The sequence below is a fragment of the Solibacillus sp. FSL K6-4121 genome, from assembly GCF_038002585.1.
GTDB lineage: Bacteria > Bacillota > Bacilli > Bacillales_A > Planococcaceae > Solibacillus > Solibacillus faecavium.
In genome coordinates, this window is sequence record NZ_JBBOCS010000001.1 from 748,824 (window position 1) to 765,615 (window position 16,792).

18 protein-coding genes and 2 other annotated features are annotated in these 16,792 nt (G+C 39.1%); all 18 genes read right to left on the reverse strand.

Going from position 1 to position 16,792, the window contains the following annotated elements; all coding sequences use genetic code 11:
* Window positions 1-40: 40 nt before the first annotated feature.
* On the reverse strand, window positions 41-3,598 hold the full coding sequence (rpoB, locus tag MHH95_RS03860; RefSeq protein WP_340726494.1) for a DNA-directed RNA polymerase subunit beta: 3,558 nt from the start codon (window positions 3,596-3,598) through the stop codon (window positions 41-43).
* Between the two features lie 253 nt (window positions 3,599-3,851).
* A complete protein-coding gene (locus MHH95_RS03865) occupies window positions 3,852-4,454 on the reverse strand; it encodes a class I SAM-dependent methyltransferase (protein WP_340726495.1) in 603 nt (200 codons plus the stop codon).
* A 191-nt stretch (window positions 4,455-4,645) separates the two neighbouring features.
* Window positions 4,646-5,005 (reverse strand): 50S ribosomal protein L7/L12, encoded by a 360-nt coding sequence (gene rplL, locus MHH95_RS03870; RefSeq protein ID WP_340726496.1) that lies wholly within the window; start codon window positions 5,003-5,005, stop codon window positions 4,646-4,648.
* Between the two features lie 72 nt (window positions 5,006-5,077).
* A complete protein-coding gene (rplJ, locus tag MHH95_RS03875) occupies window positions 5,078-5,578 on the reverse strand; it encodes a 50S ribosomal protein L10 (protein WP_191701139.1) in 501 nt (166 codons plus the stop codon).
* 32 nt (window positions 5,579-5,610) lie between these two features.
* Window positions 5,611-5,758, reverse strand: a sequence feature (ribosomal protein L10 leader region).
* 77 nt (window positions 5,759-5,835) lie between these two features.
* On the reverse strand, window positions 5,836-6,534 hold the full coding sequence (rplA, locus tag MHH95_RS03880) for a 50S ribosomal protein L1 (RefSeq protein WP_340726497.1): 699 nt from the start codon (window positions 6,532-6,534) through the stop codon (window positions 5,836-5,838).
* Between the two features lie 134 nt (window positions 6,535-6,668).
* The gene (gene rplK, locus MHH95_RS03885) at window positions 6,669-7,094 is read right to left on the reverse strand and encodes a 50S ribosomal protein L11 (RefSeq protein ID WP_008406998.1); all 426 of its coding nucleotides are present in this window, start codon (window positions 7,092-7,094) and stop codon (window positions 6,669-6,671) included.
* A 175-nt stretch (window positions 7,095-7,269) separates the two neighbouring features.
* Window positions 7,270-7,809 carry a transcription termination/antitermination protein NusG gene (gene nusG, locus MHH95_RS03890; RefSeq protein WP_191701137.1) on the reverse strand — a complete coding sequence of 180 codons (540 nt, stop codon included), beginning with the start codon at window positions 7,807-7,809 and terminating at the stop codon, window positions 7,270-7,272.
* A 173-nt stretch (window positions 7,810-7,982) separates the two neighbouring features.
* Entirely contained in the window at window positions 7,983-8,168 is a 186-nt protein-coding gene (gene secE / locus MHH95_RS03895; protein ID WP_191701136.1) for a preprotein translocase subunit SecE, read from the reverse strand.
* 40 nt (window positions 8,169-8,208) lie between these two features.
* Window positions 8,209-8,355: a 50S ribosomal protein L33 gene (gene rpmG, locus MHH95_RS03900; RefSeq protein ID WP_191701135.1), complete on the reverse strand. Its 147-nt coding sequence runs from the start codon at window positions 8,353-8,355 to the stop codon at window positions 8,209-8,211.
* A gap of 77 nt (window positions 8,356-8,432) precedes the next feature.
* Window positions 8,433-9,056 (reverse strand): RNA polymerase sporulation sigma factor SigH, encoded by a 624-nt coding sequence (gene sigH / locus MHH95_RS03905; protein WP_191701190.1) that lies wholly within the window; start codon window positions 9,054-9,056, stop codon window positions 8,433-8,435.
* A 94-nt stretch (window positions 9,057-9,150) separates the two neighbouring features.
* Complete coding sequence (locus tag MHH95_RS03910; protein ID WP_340727299.1) at window positions 9,151-9,663, reverse strand: NYN domain-containing protein; 513 nt, start codon at window positions 9,661-9,663, stop codon at window positions 9,151-9,153.
* A gap of 4 nt (window positions 9,664-9,667) precedes the next feature.
* Window positions 9,668-10,534 (reverse strand): 23S rRNA (guanosine(2251)-2'-O)-methyltransferase RlmB, encoded by an 867-nt coding sequence (gene rlmB, locus MHH95_RS03915; RefSeq protein ID WP_340726498.1) that lies wholly within the window; start codon window positions 10,532-10,534, stop codon window positions 9,668-9,670.
* Between the two features lie 2 nt (window positions 10,535-10,536).
* A complete protein-coding gene (locus MHH95_RS03920) occupies window positions 10,537-10,950 on the reverse strand; it encodes a Mini-ribonuclease 3 (protein ID WP_340726499.1) in 414 nt (137 codons plus the stop codon).
* Window positions 10,951-12,354, reverse strand: coding sequence for a cysteine--tRNA ligase (gene cysS / locus MHH95_RS03925; RefSeq protein ID WP_340726500.1), 1,404 nt, complete (start codon window positions 12,352-12,354; stop codon window positions 10,951-10,953).
* A gap of 91 nt (window positions 12,355-12,445) precedes the next feature.
* Window positions 12,446-12,668 (reverse strand) — a binding site (T-box leader).
* A gap of 71 nt (window positions 12,669-12,739) precedes the next feature.
* On the reverse strand, window positions 12,740-14,200 hold the full coding sequence (gene gltX / locus MHH95_RS03930) for a glutamate--tRNA ligase (RefSeq protein WP_340726501.1): 1,461 nt from the start codon (window positions 14,198-14,200) through the stop codon (window positions 12,740-12,742).
* Window positions 14,201-14,398: 198 nt separating this feature from the next.
* The gene (gene ispF, locus MHH95_RS03935) at window positions 14,399-14,875 is read right to left on the reverse strand and encodes a 2-C-methyl-D-erythritol 2,4-cyclodiphosphate synthase (protein ID WP_340726502.1); all 477 of its coding nucleotides are present in this window, start codon (window positions 14,873-14,875) and stop codon (window positions 14,399-14,401) included.
* Window positions 14,876-14,976: 101 nt separating this feature from the next.
* Window positions 14,977-15,678, reverse strand: a complete 702-nt coding sequence (gene ispD / locus MHH95_RS03940) for a 2-C-methyl-D-erythritol 4-phosphate cytidylyltransferase (protein ID WP_340726503.1) — start codon at window positions 15,676-15,678, stop codon at window positions 14,977-14,979.
* Window positions 15,679-15,691: 13 nt separating this feature from the next.
* On the reverse strand, window positions 15,692-16,777 hold the full coding sequence (locus MHH95_RS03945; protein ID WP_340726504.1) for a PIN/TRAM domain-containing protein: 1,086 nt from the start codon (window positions 16,775-16,777) through the stop codon (window positions 15,692-15,694).
* Window positions 16,778-16,792: the final 15 nt, after the last annotated feature.

Genomic DNA, 16,792 nt, shown 5'->3' on the forward strand with positions numbered 1-16,792 from the left:
AAAATCGGGCAGGGCATATACCTGCCCGATTCAATTGAAGTTATTCAAATGATTCTACTGGGTCTTCTTCTTTATCATCAGATGGGCGTCCAGCTTCTGAAGCTGGTGGAGCTACTTCTTCCTCATCGTCAAGGTCGCGTAATTCTACTTCCTCGTCATTGATTGTAAGCATCTTCACATCCATACCTAATGATTGAAGCTCTTTAATTAATACTTTGAATGATTCTGGTACACCTGGTTCTGGAACACTTTCACCTTTTACAATAGCTTCGTATGTTTTCACACGACCTACAACGTCATCAGATTTTACAGTTAAAATCTCTTGTAACGTGTAAGCAGCACCGTATGCTTCAAGTGCCCAAACCTCCATCTCACCGAAGCGCTGACCACCGAATTGTGCTTTACCACCAAGCGGCTGTTGCGTTACTAATGAGTAAGGTCCAGTTGAACGTGCATGAAGTTTATCATCAACCATGTGCGCAAGTTTAATCATATACATGACACCAACAGAAACACGGTTATCGAATGGCTCACCTGAACGTCCATCATAAAGAATTGTTTTACCATCACGGTTCATACCAGCTTCTTCCATCGTTTCCCAAACATCAGCTTCGTTGGCACCATCGAATACTGGTGAAGCCATATGAATGCCTAAGTAACGTGAAGCCATACCTAAATGCAGCTCTAGTACTTGTCCGATGTTCATACGTGAAGGTACCCCTAGTGGGTTAAGCATGATATCTACTGGTGTTCCGTCTGGCATAAACGGCATATCCTCTTCCGGTAAAATACGTGAAATTACACCTTTGTTACCGTGACGTCCGGCCATCTTGTCACCAACGCGAATTTTACGTTTTTGAACAATATAAGCACGAACTAATTGGTTTACACCTGGTGGTAATTCGTCACCGTCTTCACGGTTGAATACTTTAACATCTAAAATGATACCGCCAGCCCCGTGTGGTACACGTAGAGACGTATCGCGTACTTCACGTGCCTTTTCACCAAAGATAGCATGTAATAAACGCTCTTCCGCAGTTAACTCTGTAACCCCTTTAGGCGTAACTTTACCTACTAAAATATCACCGTCACGTACTTCCGCACCGATACGGATAATTCCGCGATCATCTAGGTTTCGAAGTGCATCTTCCCCTACGTTTGGAATGTCACGTGTGATTTCTTCAGGTCCAAGCTTAGTATCACGAGATTCTGACTCATATTCTTCAATATGAACAGAAGTATATACATCGTCTTTTACAAGGCGTTCGCTCATAATTACAGCATCCTCGTAGTTGAAGCCGTCCCATGTCATGAACGCAACAAGTACGTTTTGACCAAGTGCTAATTCGCCTTTTTCCATTGAAGGACCATCAGCTAAAATATCACGAGGTTTTACACGGTCGCCAACTTTTACGATTGGGCGTTGGTTATAAGATGTACCTTGGTTAGAACGAATGAATTTTTGTAATTTATATTTAGTTAAGTCACCCTTAACTTCTTTACCATCTACTAACTCAATACGACGTACATGGATTGAACGTGCTTCTACATGTTCTACAATACCGTCATATTTTGCTACAACAGCAGCACCTGAATCACGCGCGTCAACATGCTCCATACCCGTACCAACGAATGGTGCATTTGGATATAATAACGGAACAGCTTGACGTTGCATGTTCGCTCCCATTAACGCACGGTTTGAGTCGTCGTTTTCTAAGAACGGAATACATGCAGTGGCAGCAGATACTACTTGTTTTGGTGATACATCCATATAGTCGATGCGGTCTCTTGTAAATACTGTGTTATCGCCACGGAAACGTCCTACAACCTCTTCGTTAGCGAATGTACCATCATCATTTAAAATAGAGTTTGCTTGTGCAACTACATAGTTGTCTTCTTCATCAGCAGTTAAATAATGGATTTCTTTCGTTACAGCACCTGTTTCCGGATCAACACGGCGGTAAGGTGTCTCGATGAATCCAAATTTGTTAACTTTTGCGAATGAAGATAAAGAGTTGATAAGACCAATGTTTGGTCCCTCTGGCGTTTCGATTGGACACATACGCCCATAGTGAGAGTAGTGAACGTCACGCACTTCCATACCTGCACGCTCACGTGTTAAACCACCCGGTCCTAATGCAGATAAACGACGTTTGTGCGTCAACTCTGCTAACGGGTTTGTTTGGTCCATGAACTGAGATAATTGAGAGCTACCAAAGAACTCTTTAATTGATGCAATAACCGGACGAATATTGATTAACTGTTGTGGTACGATTGCCGCTGTATCATTAATTGACATACGCTCACGTACAACACGTTCCATACGAGATAAACCGATACGGAATTGGTTTTGTAATAACTCACCAACAGAACGTAAACGACGGTTACCTAAATGGTCAATATCATCTGTGTTACCAACGTCATATAATAAATTGAAGAAGTATGATACAGAAGCCAATACATCGGCCGGTGTAATGTTTTTCACTTCTTCATCTACATAAGCGTTTGAAATAACATTAATTTCTTTTTGTGCTTCATCATTTGGTGCAAAGATTTTAACCGACTGGATTGTAATGTCATCTTCCAATACGCCACCAACTTGGTTTAATGTACGGAATCCTACACCACTTTCTAAATAAGGGATTAACTTATCAAGATTACGGCGGTCTAATAATGTACCTGCTTCAACAATAATTTCCCCTGTATCAGGATCTACTAATGTTTCTGCAATCGTTTGGTTGAATAAACGATTTTTGATGTGAAGCTTTTTGTTCATTTTGTAACGACCAACATTCGCTAAATCATAGCGTTTTGCATCAAAGAAGCGAGAATATAATAGATTCTTCGCAGATTCAACTGTTGGTGGTTCACCTGGACGTAAACGTTCATAGATTTCAAGAAGAGCCTTTTCAGTACCTTCTGTGTTATCCTTTTCTAACGTGTTACGTAAATATTCATTGTCACCAATGATATCTAAAATTTCTTGGTCCGAGCCGAAACCTAATGCACGTAAAAGTACCGTTACCGGTAACTTACGTGTACGATCGATACGTACATAGACAACGTCTTTTGCATCTGTTTCGTATTCTAGCCATGCACCACGGTTAGGAATAACTGTTGCGCCAAAGCCTTTTTTACCGTTTTTATCCGTTTTTTCGTGGAAGTATACACTTGGAGAACGAACTAACTGAGACACGATAACACGCTCAGCACCATTAATGATAAATGTGCCTGTTTCAGTCATTAACGGGAAATCACCCATAAAGACATCTTGCTCTTTAACTTCGTTTGTTTCTTTGTTGTGCAAACGTACTTTCACACGCAATGGCGCAGCGTAAGTAACGTCACGTTCTTTACATTCGTCTACTTGATACTTAGGTTCTCCTAAAGTATAGTCAACGAATTCTAATGAAAGATTACCTGTAAAATCCTCGATTGGAGAAATGTCGTGGAACATCTCGCGCAACCCTTCTTCAAGGAACCACTCATAAGATGCTGTTTGGATTTCGATTAAATTCGGAAGTTCCAGCACCTCACTAATACGCGCAAAGCTTCTACGCTGGCGGTGTTGTCCGTACTGAACTAGTTGACCTGTCAACTCATTCACCCCTCAATAAAGCGATAATAGGTCTTTGCAAAAACATACAAATGGTGTATGATTTCGAAAGACAAAAAGAAAACGAGACTTTTTTAAAACCTCATTTTCGGTTAAACTTAACTTATTCTTAGCAAGTATACCCGTAAATTTGATTAAATAATGCAAAAGGGCATACTACCTCAAAATAATAATTTTGCATTTTATTATGTTATCACACTCGATTTGTCAAGTCAATATTTGATATAGATCTTACTTATTTTTTTGCACGAATGATCCAATATCCTTTTTTCTTCTCAACAACATCTACTTCTGAAAACATTTCTTCTAAATGGCTCATAGTTGATGGAGCGCCTTGCTTCTTCTGAATAACAATCCATAGTTCACCATTTTCCAAAAGCAGCTCATATGCGCGGTCGTAAAACTTAAAAACCGTTTCTTTTCCTGCACGGATTGGTGGATTCGTTAATACTGCCGCTACTTTTGAATTAGTATCTACAGCATCCAATCCATCACTTTCAAAAATACGTACATTTTGAACCCCGTTAAGTTGGGCGTTTTTTTGAGACAAACTAACTGCACGTGAGTTAATATCCATCATGAACACTTCACGGTCAGGGTTGTTTTTTGCAATCGACAATCCGATTGGTCCATAGCCACAGCCTACATCAAGTAAAACACCTTCAACTTCAGGCATTTCAAAAGCATCGATTAGCACACGGGAACCAAAATCTACTTCGCTTTTACTGAATACACCCGTATCCGTTTCGAACGTAAACGTATTACCTAATAAAGTAAATTTCCATTGGCGCGGTTTACTTTCAGATTGAGGCTTATTTGAATAATAATGTTCAGACATCGATATGCCTCCTTAGAAAAACACATTTGCATACTAAATGCTGTCTTTTTTCTTTATGTGGATTTCTTTTAAAAATTATACATTCTCATCCACTAAAAGTTAAATAAAGAAAAGCCCGCCGCAAAATTGTGACGAGCTTTCCTTATTAAGCTAAGCAATAGGCATAGCCATTAAATAAAGTTAAACTAAAATTATTTAACTTCTACTGAAGCGCCAACTTCTTCAAGTTTAGCTTTGATAGCTTCAGCGTCATCTTTAGAAACGCCTTCTTTAAGAGCTTTAGGAGCGTTGTCAACAACCTCTTTAGCTTCTTTTAAACCTAATCCAGTGATTTCACGAACCGCTTTGATTACTTTGATTTTTTCTTGACCAGCAGAAGTTAATACTACGTCAAACTCAGTTTTTTCTTCAACTGCAGCAGCACCGCCAGCAGCTACTGCTACTGGAGCAGCAGCTGTTACACCGAATTCTTCTTCGATTGCTTTTACTAAGTCGTTTAATTCTAGAACTGTCATAGCTTTGATAGCTTCTAAGATTTGCTCTTTGTTCATTTTAATTTCCTCCTATGGAATGTTTTATTAGTTTAGGCGATTTGCCTGATTGTTGAAGTTAAGAGGCTAATATTAAGCGCCTTGCTCTTCTTTTTGTTCTGCAACAGCTTTTGTTGCAAGTGCGAAGTTGCGCACTGGAGCTTGAAGTACAGATAAAAGCATTGATAATAGACCTTCGCGAGATGGAAGTTCTGCAAGAGCTTTAACGTCTTCAACTGATGCCACAGTACCTTCGATGATACCAGCTTTAATTTCTAACGCTTCGTTTTTCTTAGCGAATTCGTTAATAATTTTAGCAGGAGCTACTACGTCCTCGTTAGAGAATGCGATAGCATTTGGACCAGTTAAGAATTCATTGATTCCTTCTAAACCAGCAGTTTCAGCAGCACGACGAGATAAAGTATTTTTATATACTTTGAACTCAACACCAGCTTCACGTAATTGCTTACGTAATTCTGTTACTTGCGCTACAGTTAAACCACGGTAATCTACTACTACGATAGAAGCAGCAGCTGAGAATTTATCAGCGATTTCTTGAACTTGAACTTTTTTTGTTTCGATTGCTTTGCTCATGATGACACCTCCTATTAGAATGAGTCATTTATACCGACAAAGAAAAGCCTCTACATCAAAATAGACATAGAGGCTGAAAGTACATCATCTTAAAAAGAATCCGAACTCCGATGTCCTCGGTAGGCTCATTAAGTGCAATATTGGCACCCCTACTGTCTACGGTACAAATGGATGATTCACAACAGCACTCATCTTACCAAGTAAGAAGCGCGTTGTCAATAATTTTTATTAAACGATTTTAAAAAAATCGGAATGAATTATTTAACAGAAACGTTAGCAGCGTCAACTTTTACAGCAGGACCCATTGTAGTTGTAACATTTACAGACTTCATGTAAGTACCTTTTGCTGCAGCTGGCTTAGCTTTTTGAACTACTTCAAATACAGCTAAGAAGTTTTCTACTAATTTGTTTGTATCGAAAGAAACTTTACCGATTGGTGCGTGGATGATACCAGACTTTTCAGCACGGTATTCTACTTTACCAGCTTTGATTTCTTCGATAGCTTTTGTTACGTCAAATGTAACTGTACCTGTTTTAGGGTTTGGCATTAAACCTTTAGGACCTAATACACGACCTAATTTACCAACTTCACCCATCATGTCAGGAGTTGCAACGATTACATCGAAATCAAACCAACCTTGTTGGATTTTTTGGATGTATTCTGCATCGCCTACATAATCAGCACCAGCAGCTTCTGCTTCTTTAATTTTTTCACCTTTAGCGAAAACTAAAACGCGTTGAGTTTTACCAGTACCGTGTGGTAATACTACCGCACCACGGATTTGTTGGTCATTCTTACGAGTGTCGATACCTAATTTGAATGCTACTTCTACAGTTGCATCAAAGTTTACTGAGCTTGTTTTTTGCGCTAATGCTACTGCTTCTTCAACAGAGTATAAAGTTGCGCGGTCGATTAATTTAGCTGCTTCTTGCAGTTTTTTACCTTTTTTAGCCATTATAATTTCCTCCTTGATTGTGGTTGTAACGGATTTGGACCTCCCACGAATAAAGGTTGCGCACTCATCAAACTAGTATCAGAGTGCAGCAACCTTCCAAAAAACAAAAACATCATCAAGTGTTGAAGATGGGATTAGTCTTCGATCGTAATGCCCATGCTTCGTGCAGTACCTTCAACCATTAACATAGCAGCTTCAACTGAAGCAGCGTTAAGGTCTGGCATTTTTTGTTCAGCGATTTCGCGAACTTTATCACGTTTAACCGTTGCAACTTTCTTACGGTTTGGTTCACCAGATCCAGATTGGATACCAGCCGCTACTTTAAGTAACACTGCTGCAGGTGGAGTTTTCGTAATGAAAGTAAATGAACGATCTTCGAATACTGAAATTTCAACCGGAATAATAAGACCAGCTTGATCAGCAGTACGAGCGTTAAATTCTTTACAGAATCCCATAATGTTTACACCTGCTTGACCTAATGCAGGACCAACCGGTGGCGCTGGGTTTGCTTTACCAGCAGGGATTTGAAGTTTTACAACTTTAATAACTTTTTTAGCCACGAGACACACCTCCTTAAGTCCGTGATGTGGTAATAGGGTTGCCCCTCCCACTCAATATCTGTTCGTCAGCTAAGCCGATAACATTAAAACTAATTAAAATCAAACATCTAAAGTTAGACAGTCTGACCTATGAAATGATAACACTTTTAAATTGCTTAATCAAGTCTAAATAATTCTATATTTTTTGTACTTGGTTGAAATCTAGTTCCATCACTGTTTCGCGACCAAACATATCTACTAATACTTTTAGTTTCGCTTTGTCGACATCTACTTCTTCTACGCGACCTTGGAAATGTGCAAATGGCCCTTCAAGCACTTCGACAACTTCTCCAACAGAAATTTCAACTTCGCCTAATTGAGACTCGTTCATGCCCATTTGTGCAAGTAAACGTTCTGCTTCTTCCGGTAATAATGGCGTTGGTTTAACCCCACCACCTGAAGAACCGATAAATCCAGTTACCCCTGGTGTATTACGGACTACATACCAAGCGTCGTCCGTCATAATTAACTCTACTAAAACATAACCAGGGAAGATTTTACGCATTACCGCTTTTTTCTTACCGTCTTCTTTTACATCGATTTCCTCATGCTCAGCTACGATTACTCGGAAAATCTTATCTTGCATACCCATTGTTTCTACACGTTTTTCAAGATTAGCTTTCACTCGATTTTCATAACCAGAATACGTATGAACTACATACCAATTTTTCTCCATATAGGTAGGACTAAATCGTCCGTCCCTCCTTTACTTTAATGTGTTAGGGTATATATTTCCCCGATCACAAAACTTCAATAATCTATTTATTAACTATAAAACATTTTTTAACAAATGAAAAAACCCGTTATTTGAAATTGACGGGCTATTTCGAAATATTAACATGATATAGCTTATAGAGACAAGAACCAACGGAATAATTCTGAGATTCCTAAATCTGTAACCGTAAAGAATAACGCCATAACGATAACTGTTGAAATTACTACTACCGTATATTTCGTTAACTCTTTGCTTTTTGGCCAACTTGTTTTACGCATTTCCGAGCCGACTTCTTGAAAAAAGTTTGTTACCTTACTCATTTTGGCTAACCCCCGAACAACGAATTAATCTATTTTTTATTTATAACGTTTGTTTATGCGTTGTATGCTCATTGCAATGCGAGCAAAATTTCTTCAATTCTAAGCGCTCAGTCGCTCCATCTTTTTTAGGAACGCTATAGTTTCTTGAACCACATTTTTCACAGCTTAAAACGACTTTCTTTGCCATTTATATCACCTTTTCGGCAGTTTGTCCTTTAAAGACTAACACCTAAATTTCCCACTGTCAATAAAGGCTGTCAGTGTTTAAGTTATTTCTTTTAGTTCAAGATGCCGCTCCAATTTACGCTTTACCCGTTGTAGGGCATTGTCAATGGATTTAACATGGCGGTTTAATTCTTCAGAAATTTCATTGTAGGATTGGCCCTCTAGATAACGAGCCAATACTTGCTGCTCTAGCTCACTTAATACCTCGCCCATCTTTTGTTCTAGATAGACATAGTCTTCACGATTAATCATCAAATACTCCGGATCATCAGAAAGTGGACTCGTAATTATATCCATTAATGTCCGCTCTGATTCTTCGTCATAGATCGGCTTATCTAAGGACACATAAGAATTTAAAGGGATATGCTTTTGGCGTGTAGCCGTTTTAATCGCCGTAATAATTTGCCTTGTTATGCACAACTCGGCAAATGCACGGAACGAAGCAAGCTTATCCTCTCTAAAATCTCGGATGGCCTTATATAAACCAATCATACCCTCTTGGATAATATCTTCTTTATCGGCACCCACCAAAAAATATGACCGTGCTTTTGCTTTAACGAAAAGCCGGTATTTCGAAATCAAAAAATCTAACGCATCTGTATTGCCTAGATGCACCTGCTCTACAAGCCCTTCATCTGTCAAACGTTCTAAATGCAGTACCATTTGTAACTTCTCACTTTTAAGCAACGAAAATCACCTCAGCTACGCTAGAATTATTAGGAATAGTATAACTTAATTGGAAATTGCGGGCAAACTATTACTTAATCCCTCGTCTCCACTTTTCAAATTGTAGTTCTACTTCTTTCGATAATTTAATTCTTGAGGGGGGCTTTTCGTCAGTCGATTCTTTTACTTTGGAAGAAATTTTCGACTGAATAATTTGCATCTCAATTTCAAGCTCACGTGCGGACTTCCTTAAAGCACCGTGACCGAATACGACATTTTGCTCTGTCATATCGGAAGTTGCCACATGGATTTGAATTTTGCGCCCTTTCAACTCGGTCGACAACTTTTCAATACGCTCATCGGCTGTTTCGTTTTTACGTGTGTAGATTACTTCCACAGCGTGCTGAATATATAACTGCTCTGTACCTGGTACAAGGTGTGCATCAAACACAACAATCACACGCCACCCTGTATGTGCTTTATATTCAGCCATTCTTTCAATCAAGCGATCGCGCGCATCTTCAAAGTGGGGTTCACGCAATGGACGCAGCTCACTCCATGCACCTATCATGTTATAGCCGTCTACTAGCAAAATGTTTTGCATAACCTCATCCGTTAGCTTCTTGTCGTTTACGGTACACTTCATACATTAGCAGTGCTGCTGCTACGGAAGCGTTCAATGATGTAACATGACCAACCATTGGTAAGTGATATAAGAAATCACATTTATCTTTTAAAAGACGGCTCATCCCTTTACCTTCACTCCCAATAATTAATGCAAGCGGTAATGTAGCATCCATTTTACGATAATCGGCCGAACCTTTTGCATCTGTTCCCGCTATCCAAACGCCGCGGTCTTTTAACTCGTCCACTGTTTGGGCCAAATTCGTTACACGCACAACAGGTACATGCTCGATAGCACCTGTTGAAGCTTTTGCAACAACTGCTGTTAAACCTACGGCACGACGCTTCGGTATTATGATACCATGTGCACCGATTGCATCTGCCGTTCGCATAATTGAGCCTAAGTTATGCGGATCTTCCAATTCGTCCAGTATTAAAAAGAACGGGTCTTCGTTTTTTGCCTTCGCTGCGTTAAATAGATCATCCAATTCTGCATAGTCATACGCTGCAACAGATGCAACAATTCCTTGATGGTTTTCTGCTAATTTATCTACTTTTTGCTTTGGTACAAATTGTACTAACACACCTTGCTCTTTCGCTAAGTCCATTAATTCTTGTACCCCAGTTTTCTTAACACCTTCAGCGATCCATAATTTATTGATTTCACGACCTGCTCGTAGCGCTTCTAATACTGGGTTTTTCCCGGCAATCATTTCTCCGGTTACTTCCTCTTGGGCAGCTTGAGGTTTTTCTTCCTGCTGTTTTTTATCGTGAGCTTTAAAGGTATCCGCCTTTTTGTCGCGACCTTTAGCATCGCGCGGCTTACGACCTTGCTGTCTTTTTTCTGCCATAGTTACTCTCCTTTTGATTGTTCTACGATTTCTATTGCGTAATCTATAATTTCATTTGTCCGGACATGTTCTTTGCTTAAAAATAAATACCCTAAAACAGCCTCAAAGCCCGAACTATTTCGATATGTTCGGACATCCGTATTTTTTGGAACAGAGCCTGATTTGGCATTGCGCCCTCTACGGAAAACGGCTTGTTCTGCTTCCGTCAAATAATTTTCGTCAATCATGCGATGTACGATGTTTGATTGAGATTTGGCCGAAACATATTTTGTCGCTTCTTTATGCAATGTATTTGGCTTTGCGCGACCAGATAAAATTAAATATTCCCGAATTCTTTGTTCAAGCACGGCGTCCCCCATATAGGCGAGCGCCAGTGCATTTAACTGTATGACATCATGCGGTGTTAAGTTTTGCATCTATTGTCCTCGTTTCCAGCGCGTTCCTTGACGAGTATCTTCCAGCACAATATCCATACTTAACAATTGGTCACGAATTTCATCTGACCGTGCGAAATCTCTGTTTTTACGGGCTTGGTTACGCTCTTCAATCAATGCCTCTATCTCTTCGTCCAATAAACCAGCTTCAATTTTCACTTTAATTCCCAATACTTCTCCAATTGCATCAAACATATTTAATATCGCTTGCAACACAGCTTTATCCGTATTAGTTTCTTTTAAATAAACATTGGCAATATGTGATAGTTCAAACAACGCCGAAATCGCATTTGCTGTATTGAAGTCATCATTCATTGCATTTTCAAAATCAATTTTCACTTGATTAATTTTCTCAAGCCATTGCTCGCTGTCATCCCCTAAGCTTGCCGATAATGCCAAACGGTGCTCAGCATTTGCATAAGAAGTACGAATACGATCTAATCCGTTTTTCGCAGCTTCCACTAAATCTTGTGCGAAGTTGATTGGGTGACGATAATGAACCGACAACATAAAGAAACGTAGTACTTGCGGATCGATTTGCTGACGAATATCATGCACTAATATAAAGTTACCGAGAGATTTTGACATTTTTTCATTATCAATATTAATATAGCCATTATGCATCCAATAACGTGCAAATGTTTTATCATTATGCGCCTCTGATTGCGCAATTTCATTTTCGTGATGAGGGAATGTTAAATCCTGCCCTCCTGCGTGAATATCGATTGTATCACCTAAATGCTCACGTGCCATAACAGAACATTCAATATGCCAACCCGGGCGTCCTTCTCCCCACGGAGAGTCCCATTTAATTTCCCCTACTTTGGCTGCTTTCCATAAGGCAAAATCTAGCGGGTCTTCTTTCTTTTCGCCTGCTTCAATGCGAGCGCCGACTTTTAAATCATCGATTGATTGGTGGCTTAACTTTCCATAGCCATCGAATTTACGTGTACGATAATAAACATCGCCTTGAGATTCATATGCATAACCTTTCTCAATTAGCACTTTAATAAATTCGATAATATCGTCCATATGCTCTGTTACACGTGGATGGGCATCCGCTTTTTGGCAACCTAATGCAGTAATGTCTTCAAAATATGCAGCAATGAAGCGGTCTGTTAATGCCGACGTTTCTTCTCCCAGCTCATTGGCAGCTTTAATAATTTTGTCATCAACATCGGTAAAATTCGATACGAATTTCACTTCATAGCCGGCATATTGGAAATAGCGTCGTACCGTATCATATACGATGACTGGACGTGAATTTCCAATATGAATGTAATTGTATACAGTAGGACCGCATACATACATTTTCACTTTGCCATCCTCTAATGGAATAAAGGGCTCTTTTTGTCTCGTTAACGAATTGAAGATTTGAATACTCATTTTGCCGCTCCTCTTTATAAACGTTCTTTTTTTAATTAACTGTTCACTTTTTATTTCTACAAAAAAGCGTCTCCATCACCTAGTTGAAGGTGACAGAGACGCTATACGCGCGGTTCCACTCTGGTTGAAAAAATACGAATACTTTTTCCGCTTGAAAGTCCTATAACGGGGACAAATCGATTTAACCTACTACAATTTCAGTTAAATACTCGAAGGTGCATTTCAGCTTTGCCTTAACCTAGATCACTTTCAGCCGGTGATGATCCTCTCTAATAAGGTATGCGCCGCGTACTTCTCCTTCTCAACGCGCTAACATTATATACAATTTAAACTCATTTTACATTTATTTTCTGAAAAATCAATCATTAATATTACCCTTAGATATCTATTCAGCAAACTTTCCGACACGGGCAATTGTTTTTTCCTTGCCAATTAGGGCAATGGAATTCGGTAATTCCGGTCCATGTGTTTGACCAGTCGTCACAACACGGATCGGCATGAATAGGTTTTTACCTTTTACACCTGTTTCTTTTTGCACGGCTTTAATAGCCGCTTTAATTGAGTCTGCATCAAAGGATTCTAAAGTTTCTAACTGAGTTTTAAATGCAGCCATAACAGTTGGCACTGTCTCACCTGCTAATACCTCGTTTGCTTCTTCATCATATGCAATTTCTTCTGTGAAAAATAGGCTCGATAATTCTACAATTTCTGCCCCGAAGCTCATTTGCTCATGGTAAAGTGCGATTAAATCAGAAGCCCATACATGTTGCTCTTCTGATAACTGTTCTGGTAGTAAGCCTGCTTTTTGTAAGTGTGGCAATGCTAGTGCAACAACCTCTTCACGAGACATTTTTTTAATATATTGGTTGTTCATCCATGTAAGTTTTGTTTTATCAAACATAGATGGTGATTTTGATAAACGCTTTTCATCAAAAAGCTTAACAAGTTCATCATGAGAAAAGATTTCCTCTTCTCCTTCTGGAGACCAGCCTAGTAAGGCAAAGAAGTTAAACATTGCTTCTGGTAAATAACCAAGTTCTTTATATTGCGTAACGAATTGAATAATTGATTCATCACGTTTCGATAATTTTTTACGCTCTTCATTTACGATTAATGTCATATGTCCATATTGTGGATATTCCCATCCGAAAGCATCAAAGATCATCATTTGTTTTGGCGTATTCGATAAATGTTCTTCTCCTCGGAATACATGCGAAATTTCCATAAAGTGGTCATCTAATACAACAGCATAGTTGTATGTTGGAATTCCATTTGCTTTCACAAGAACCCAGTCACCGACATCCTTTGATTCAAATGATACTTCACCGCGCACTAAGTCAACGAAGTTATATGTTACATCTGCTGGTACACGCATACGAATTGTATATGGCTCGCCTGCTGCTTCTTTTGCTGCAACTTCTTCTGATGTTAAGTGACGGCATTTCCCGCCATACATTGGAGCAGCAATACCCTTCGCTTTTTGCGCGTCACGCTCTGCTTCCAACTCTTCTGATGTACAGAAACATTTATATGCTTGACCTGATTCCAACATCTTTTCTGCATGTTCTTTATATATATCCAGTCGCTCCATTTGACGATACGGCGCATATGGACCACCAATATCCACTGACTCATCTGGTGTAATACCTAACCAACGCAAGTTATCAAGTTGAGAAGCTTCTCCACCTTCTACATTACGCTCGATATCTGTATCTTCAATACGTACTACAAAAGTTCCGTTATGGTGTTTTGCATATAAATAGTTAAATAAAGCTGTACGTGCGCCACCGATATGTAAAAATCCTGTTGGCGATGGTGCATAACGAACTCGAACTGTTTTCGTCATAATATTGCCTCCTAATTTTAGCGTTAAAACGCTCGACCATTTTCAATATAAAAAGTATACAATTTTTTATATGTGTAAGAAAGGACATTATATTGCACTATACTTTCACAATAAGTGTCTTTTTAAACCTTGTCCATTCTACCACTGTCAGTTACTAAGTTAAAGTAACATATGTTGATTTTAACACTTGATTTCGCCTTAAGCTTTCACTAAAAGAATCGTTGCCATTGCCGCAATACCTTCTTCACGACCAACAAATCCCAATTTTTCAGTCGTTGTTGCTTTTACATTTACTTGTGAAGGCTCTGCATTTAGTAATTCAGCGATACGGTTTTGCATTTGCGAAATATATGGTGCCATCTTTGGGCGTTGAGCCATAATTGTACAATCTACATTACCTAATCTGTAGCCCCGTTCTTCAACCATTTTCCAAATGAATTCAAGTAACTTTGCTGAATCGGCATCTTTCCATTCCGGATCTGTATCCGGGAAATGACGACCAATGTCCCCTTCACCAATTGCCCCTAATGCTGCATCTGTCACAGTATGCAAAAGTACATCAGCATCTGAATGCCCTAGTAAGCCGCGCTCATGGGGAATTGTAATCCCACCTAAAATTAATGGACGTCCTTCTGCAAACTCATGAACGTCAAAACCTTGTCCTATTCGAAACATAATAATGCTAGCTTACAAAGTAAACTAGCTTTCACCTTCTTTCTGCTAATCTCATTACCCATAGTATAATCAACTTCTACAAAAAAAGCCTTGAAAACCTTTTACTTTTCAAGGCTCTTTCTAAAGTTATGTTTTTCTAAAATAGCTTCACCAAAAATCAAATCTTCCTGAGTCGTCATTTTTACATTTTCGTAGCTGCATTCTACGATGTGAATATCATGCCCTAATCGTTCTACTAGCATCGCTTCATCCGTTCCTAAAAAACCAACCTTTTCAGCTACATCTTCTGCTTCAGCCAATAAATCATACCGGAATGCTTGCGGTGTTTGAACCATCCATAAAGACTCACGGTCAATTGTTTCTTTAATGAGTCCATTCTGCACAATTTTCATCGTATCTTTTGCACGAACGCCTGCAATGGCTGCTCCTTTTTCGTATGCAACCTTTGCAAGTTCTGTAATTTTTGGAATCGTAATAAAAGGTCTTGCTGCATCATGAACAAGAACAACCTCTACTGCCTTCATTTCTTTAATACATGAGTGCACCGAATGTTGTCGTTCTTCTCCCCCAGTAGGTAGCCCTTTTACTTTTGTAATATTGTAATTTTCGATGAGCGATTGTATAAATGATCGTTCCTCATCCTTTACTGCCAGCCAAATTCCTGTACAGTTTGCATCTTGTTCAAAAACAAGAAGAGTATGCACTAAAATGGGTTTATCCGCTAAGTTTAAAAATAATTTATTTTGCCCAGCGCCCATACGCTTCCCACTACCTGCTGCCGGCAAAACGACTTCATACCGCAAAATACTTCACTTCCTAATCTTCTTTTGGCTTCGCGAAAATCATTCGTCCGGCTGATGTTTGTAATACACTTGTTACCGTTACTCTAATCGCCTGCCCGATATAACTACGACCGCCTTCTACAACAATCATCGTACCATCATCTAAATATGCTACCCCTTGATTGTGTTCTTTACCATCTTTAATCACAACTACTTGCATATCTTCACCAGGAATAACGACAGGCTTGACCGCATTTGCCAAATCATTAATATTCAATACTTTTACTCGGTGCAATTCGCAAACTTTATTTAAGTTAAAATCATTCGTTAAAATTTGTGCGCTCATATTTTTAGCTAAACGGACCAATTTTAAATCCACTTCAGCCACATCTTCAAAATCTACTTCAGTAATAAGGACTTTGGATGACCGTTCATCCTGAAGACGCTTTAGAATATCCAACCCTCTGCGACCACGCGTACGTTTTAACGTATCAGAAGAATCTGCAATATGCTGAAGCTCTGTTAGCACAAACTGAGGCACGACTAAAATTCCTTCAACAAACCCAGTCTCGGATATGTCCGCTATACGACCATCAATAATAACGCTCGTATCAAGCAATTTATATTGATCTTGCTCCTGTTCCTGCACTTCTTTTCCAGATGCATCATTAATACGTTTCTTTGTGGATTTCACTGTAAAAATCTGCATAAGCTCATCACGCTTACTAAAGCCTAATCTAAAGCCTAAATATCCAAGTACAATCGATAAGATTGCTGGAACAACCGCAGTAATTACAGGTATATTCATTTGATTAATTGCCACACCAACTAATGTTGCTACACTTAGCCCTACAATTAAGCCAAGCGTCCCAAACAATAAATCTGCTGCAGGCAATTTAAATAATACTTCTTCTAACCATGTAATTAATTTTACAAAGTAATCGGATAACGCAAACGATAGAACAAATAATAAAGCAGCACCTATCGCAACACTAATGTACGGATTATTAAGCCACGGATTGGATGATAAATTCATAAATTCATATAATGGCGGTAAGAAAATGAGACCTAATGCTCCACCGATAAATAAAAATGCTACTTGAATAATTCTTTTTAACAATTACTATCACCTCCA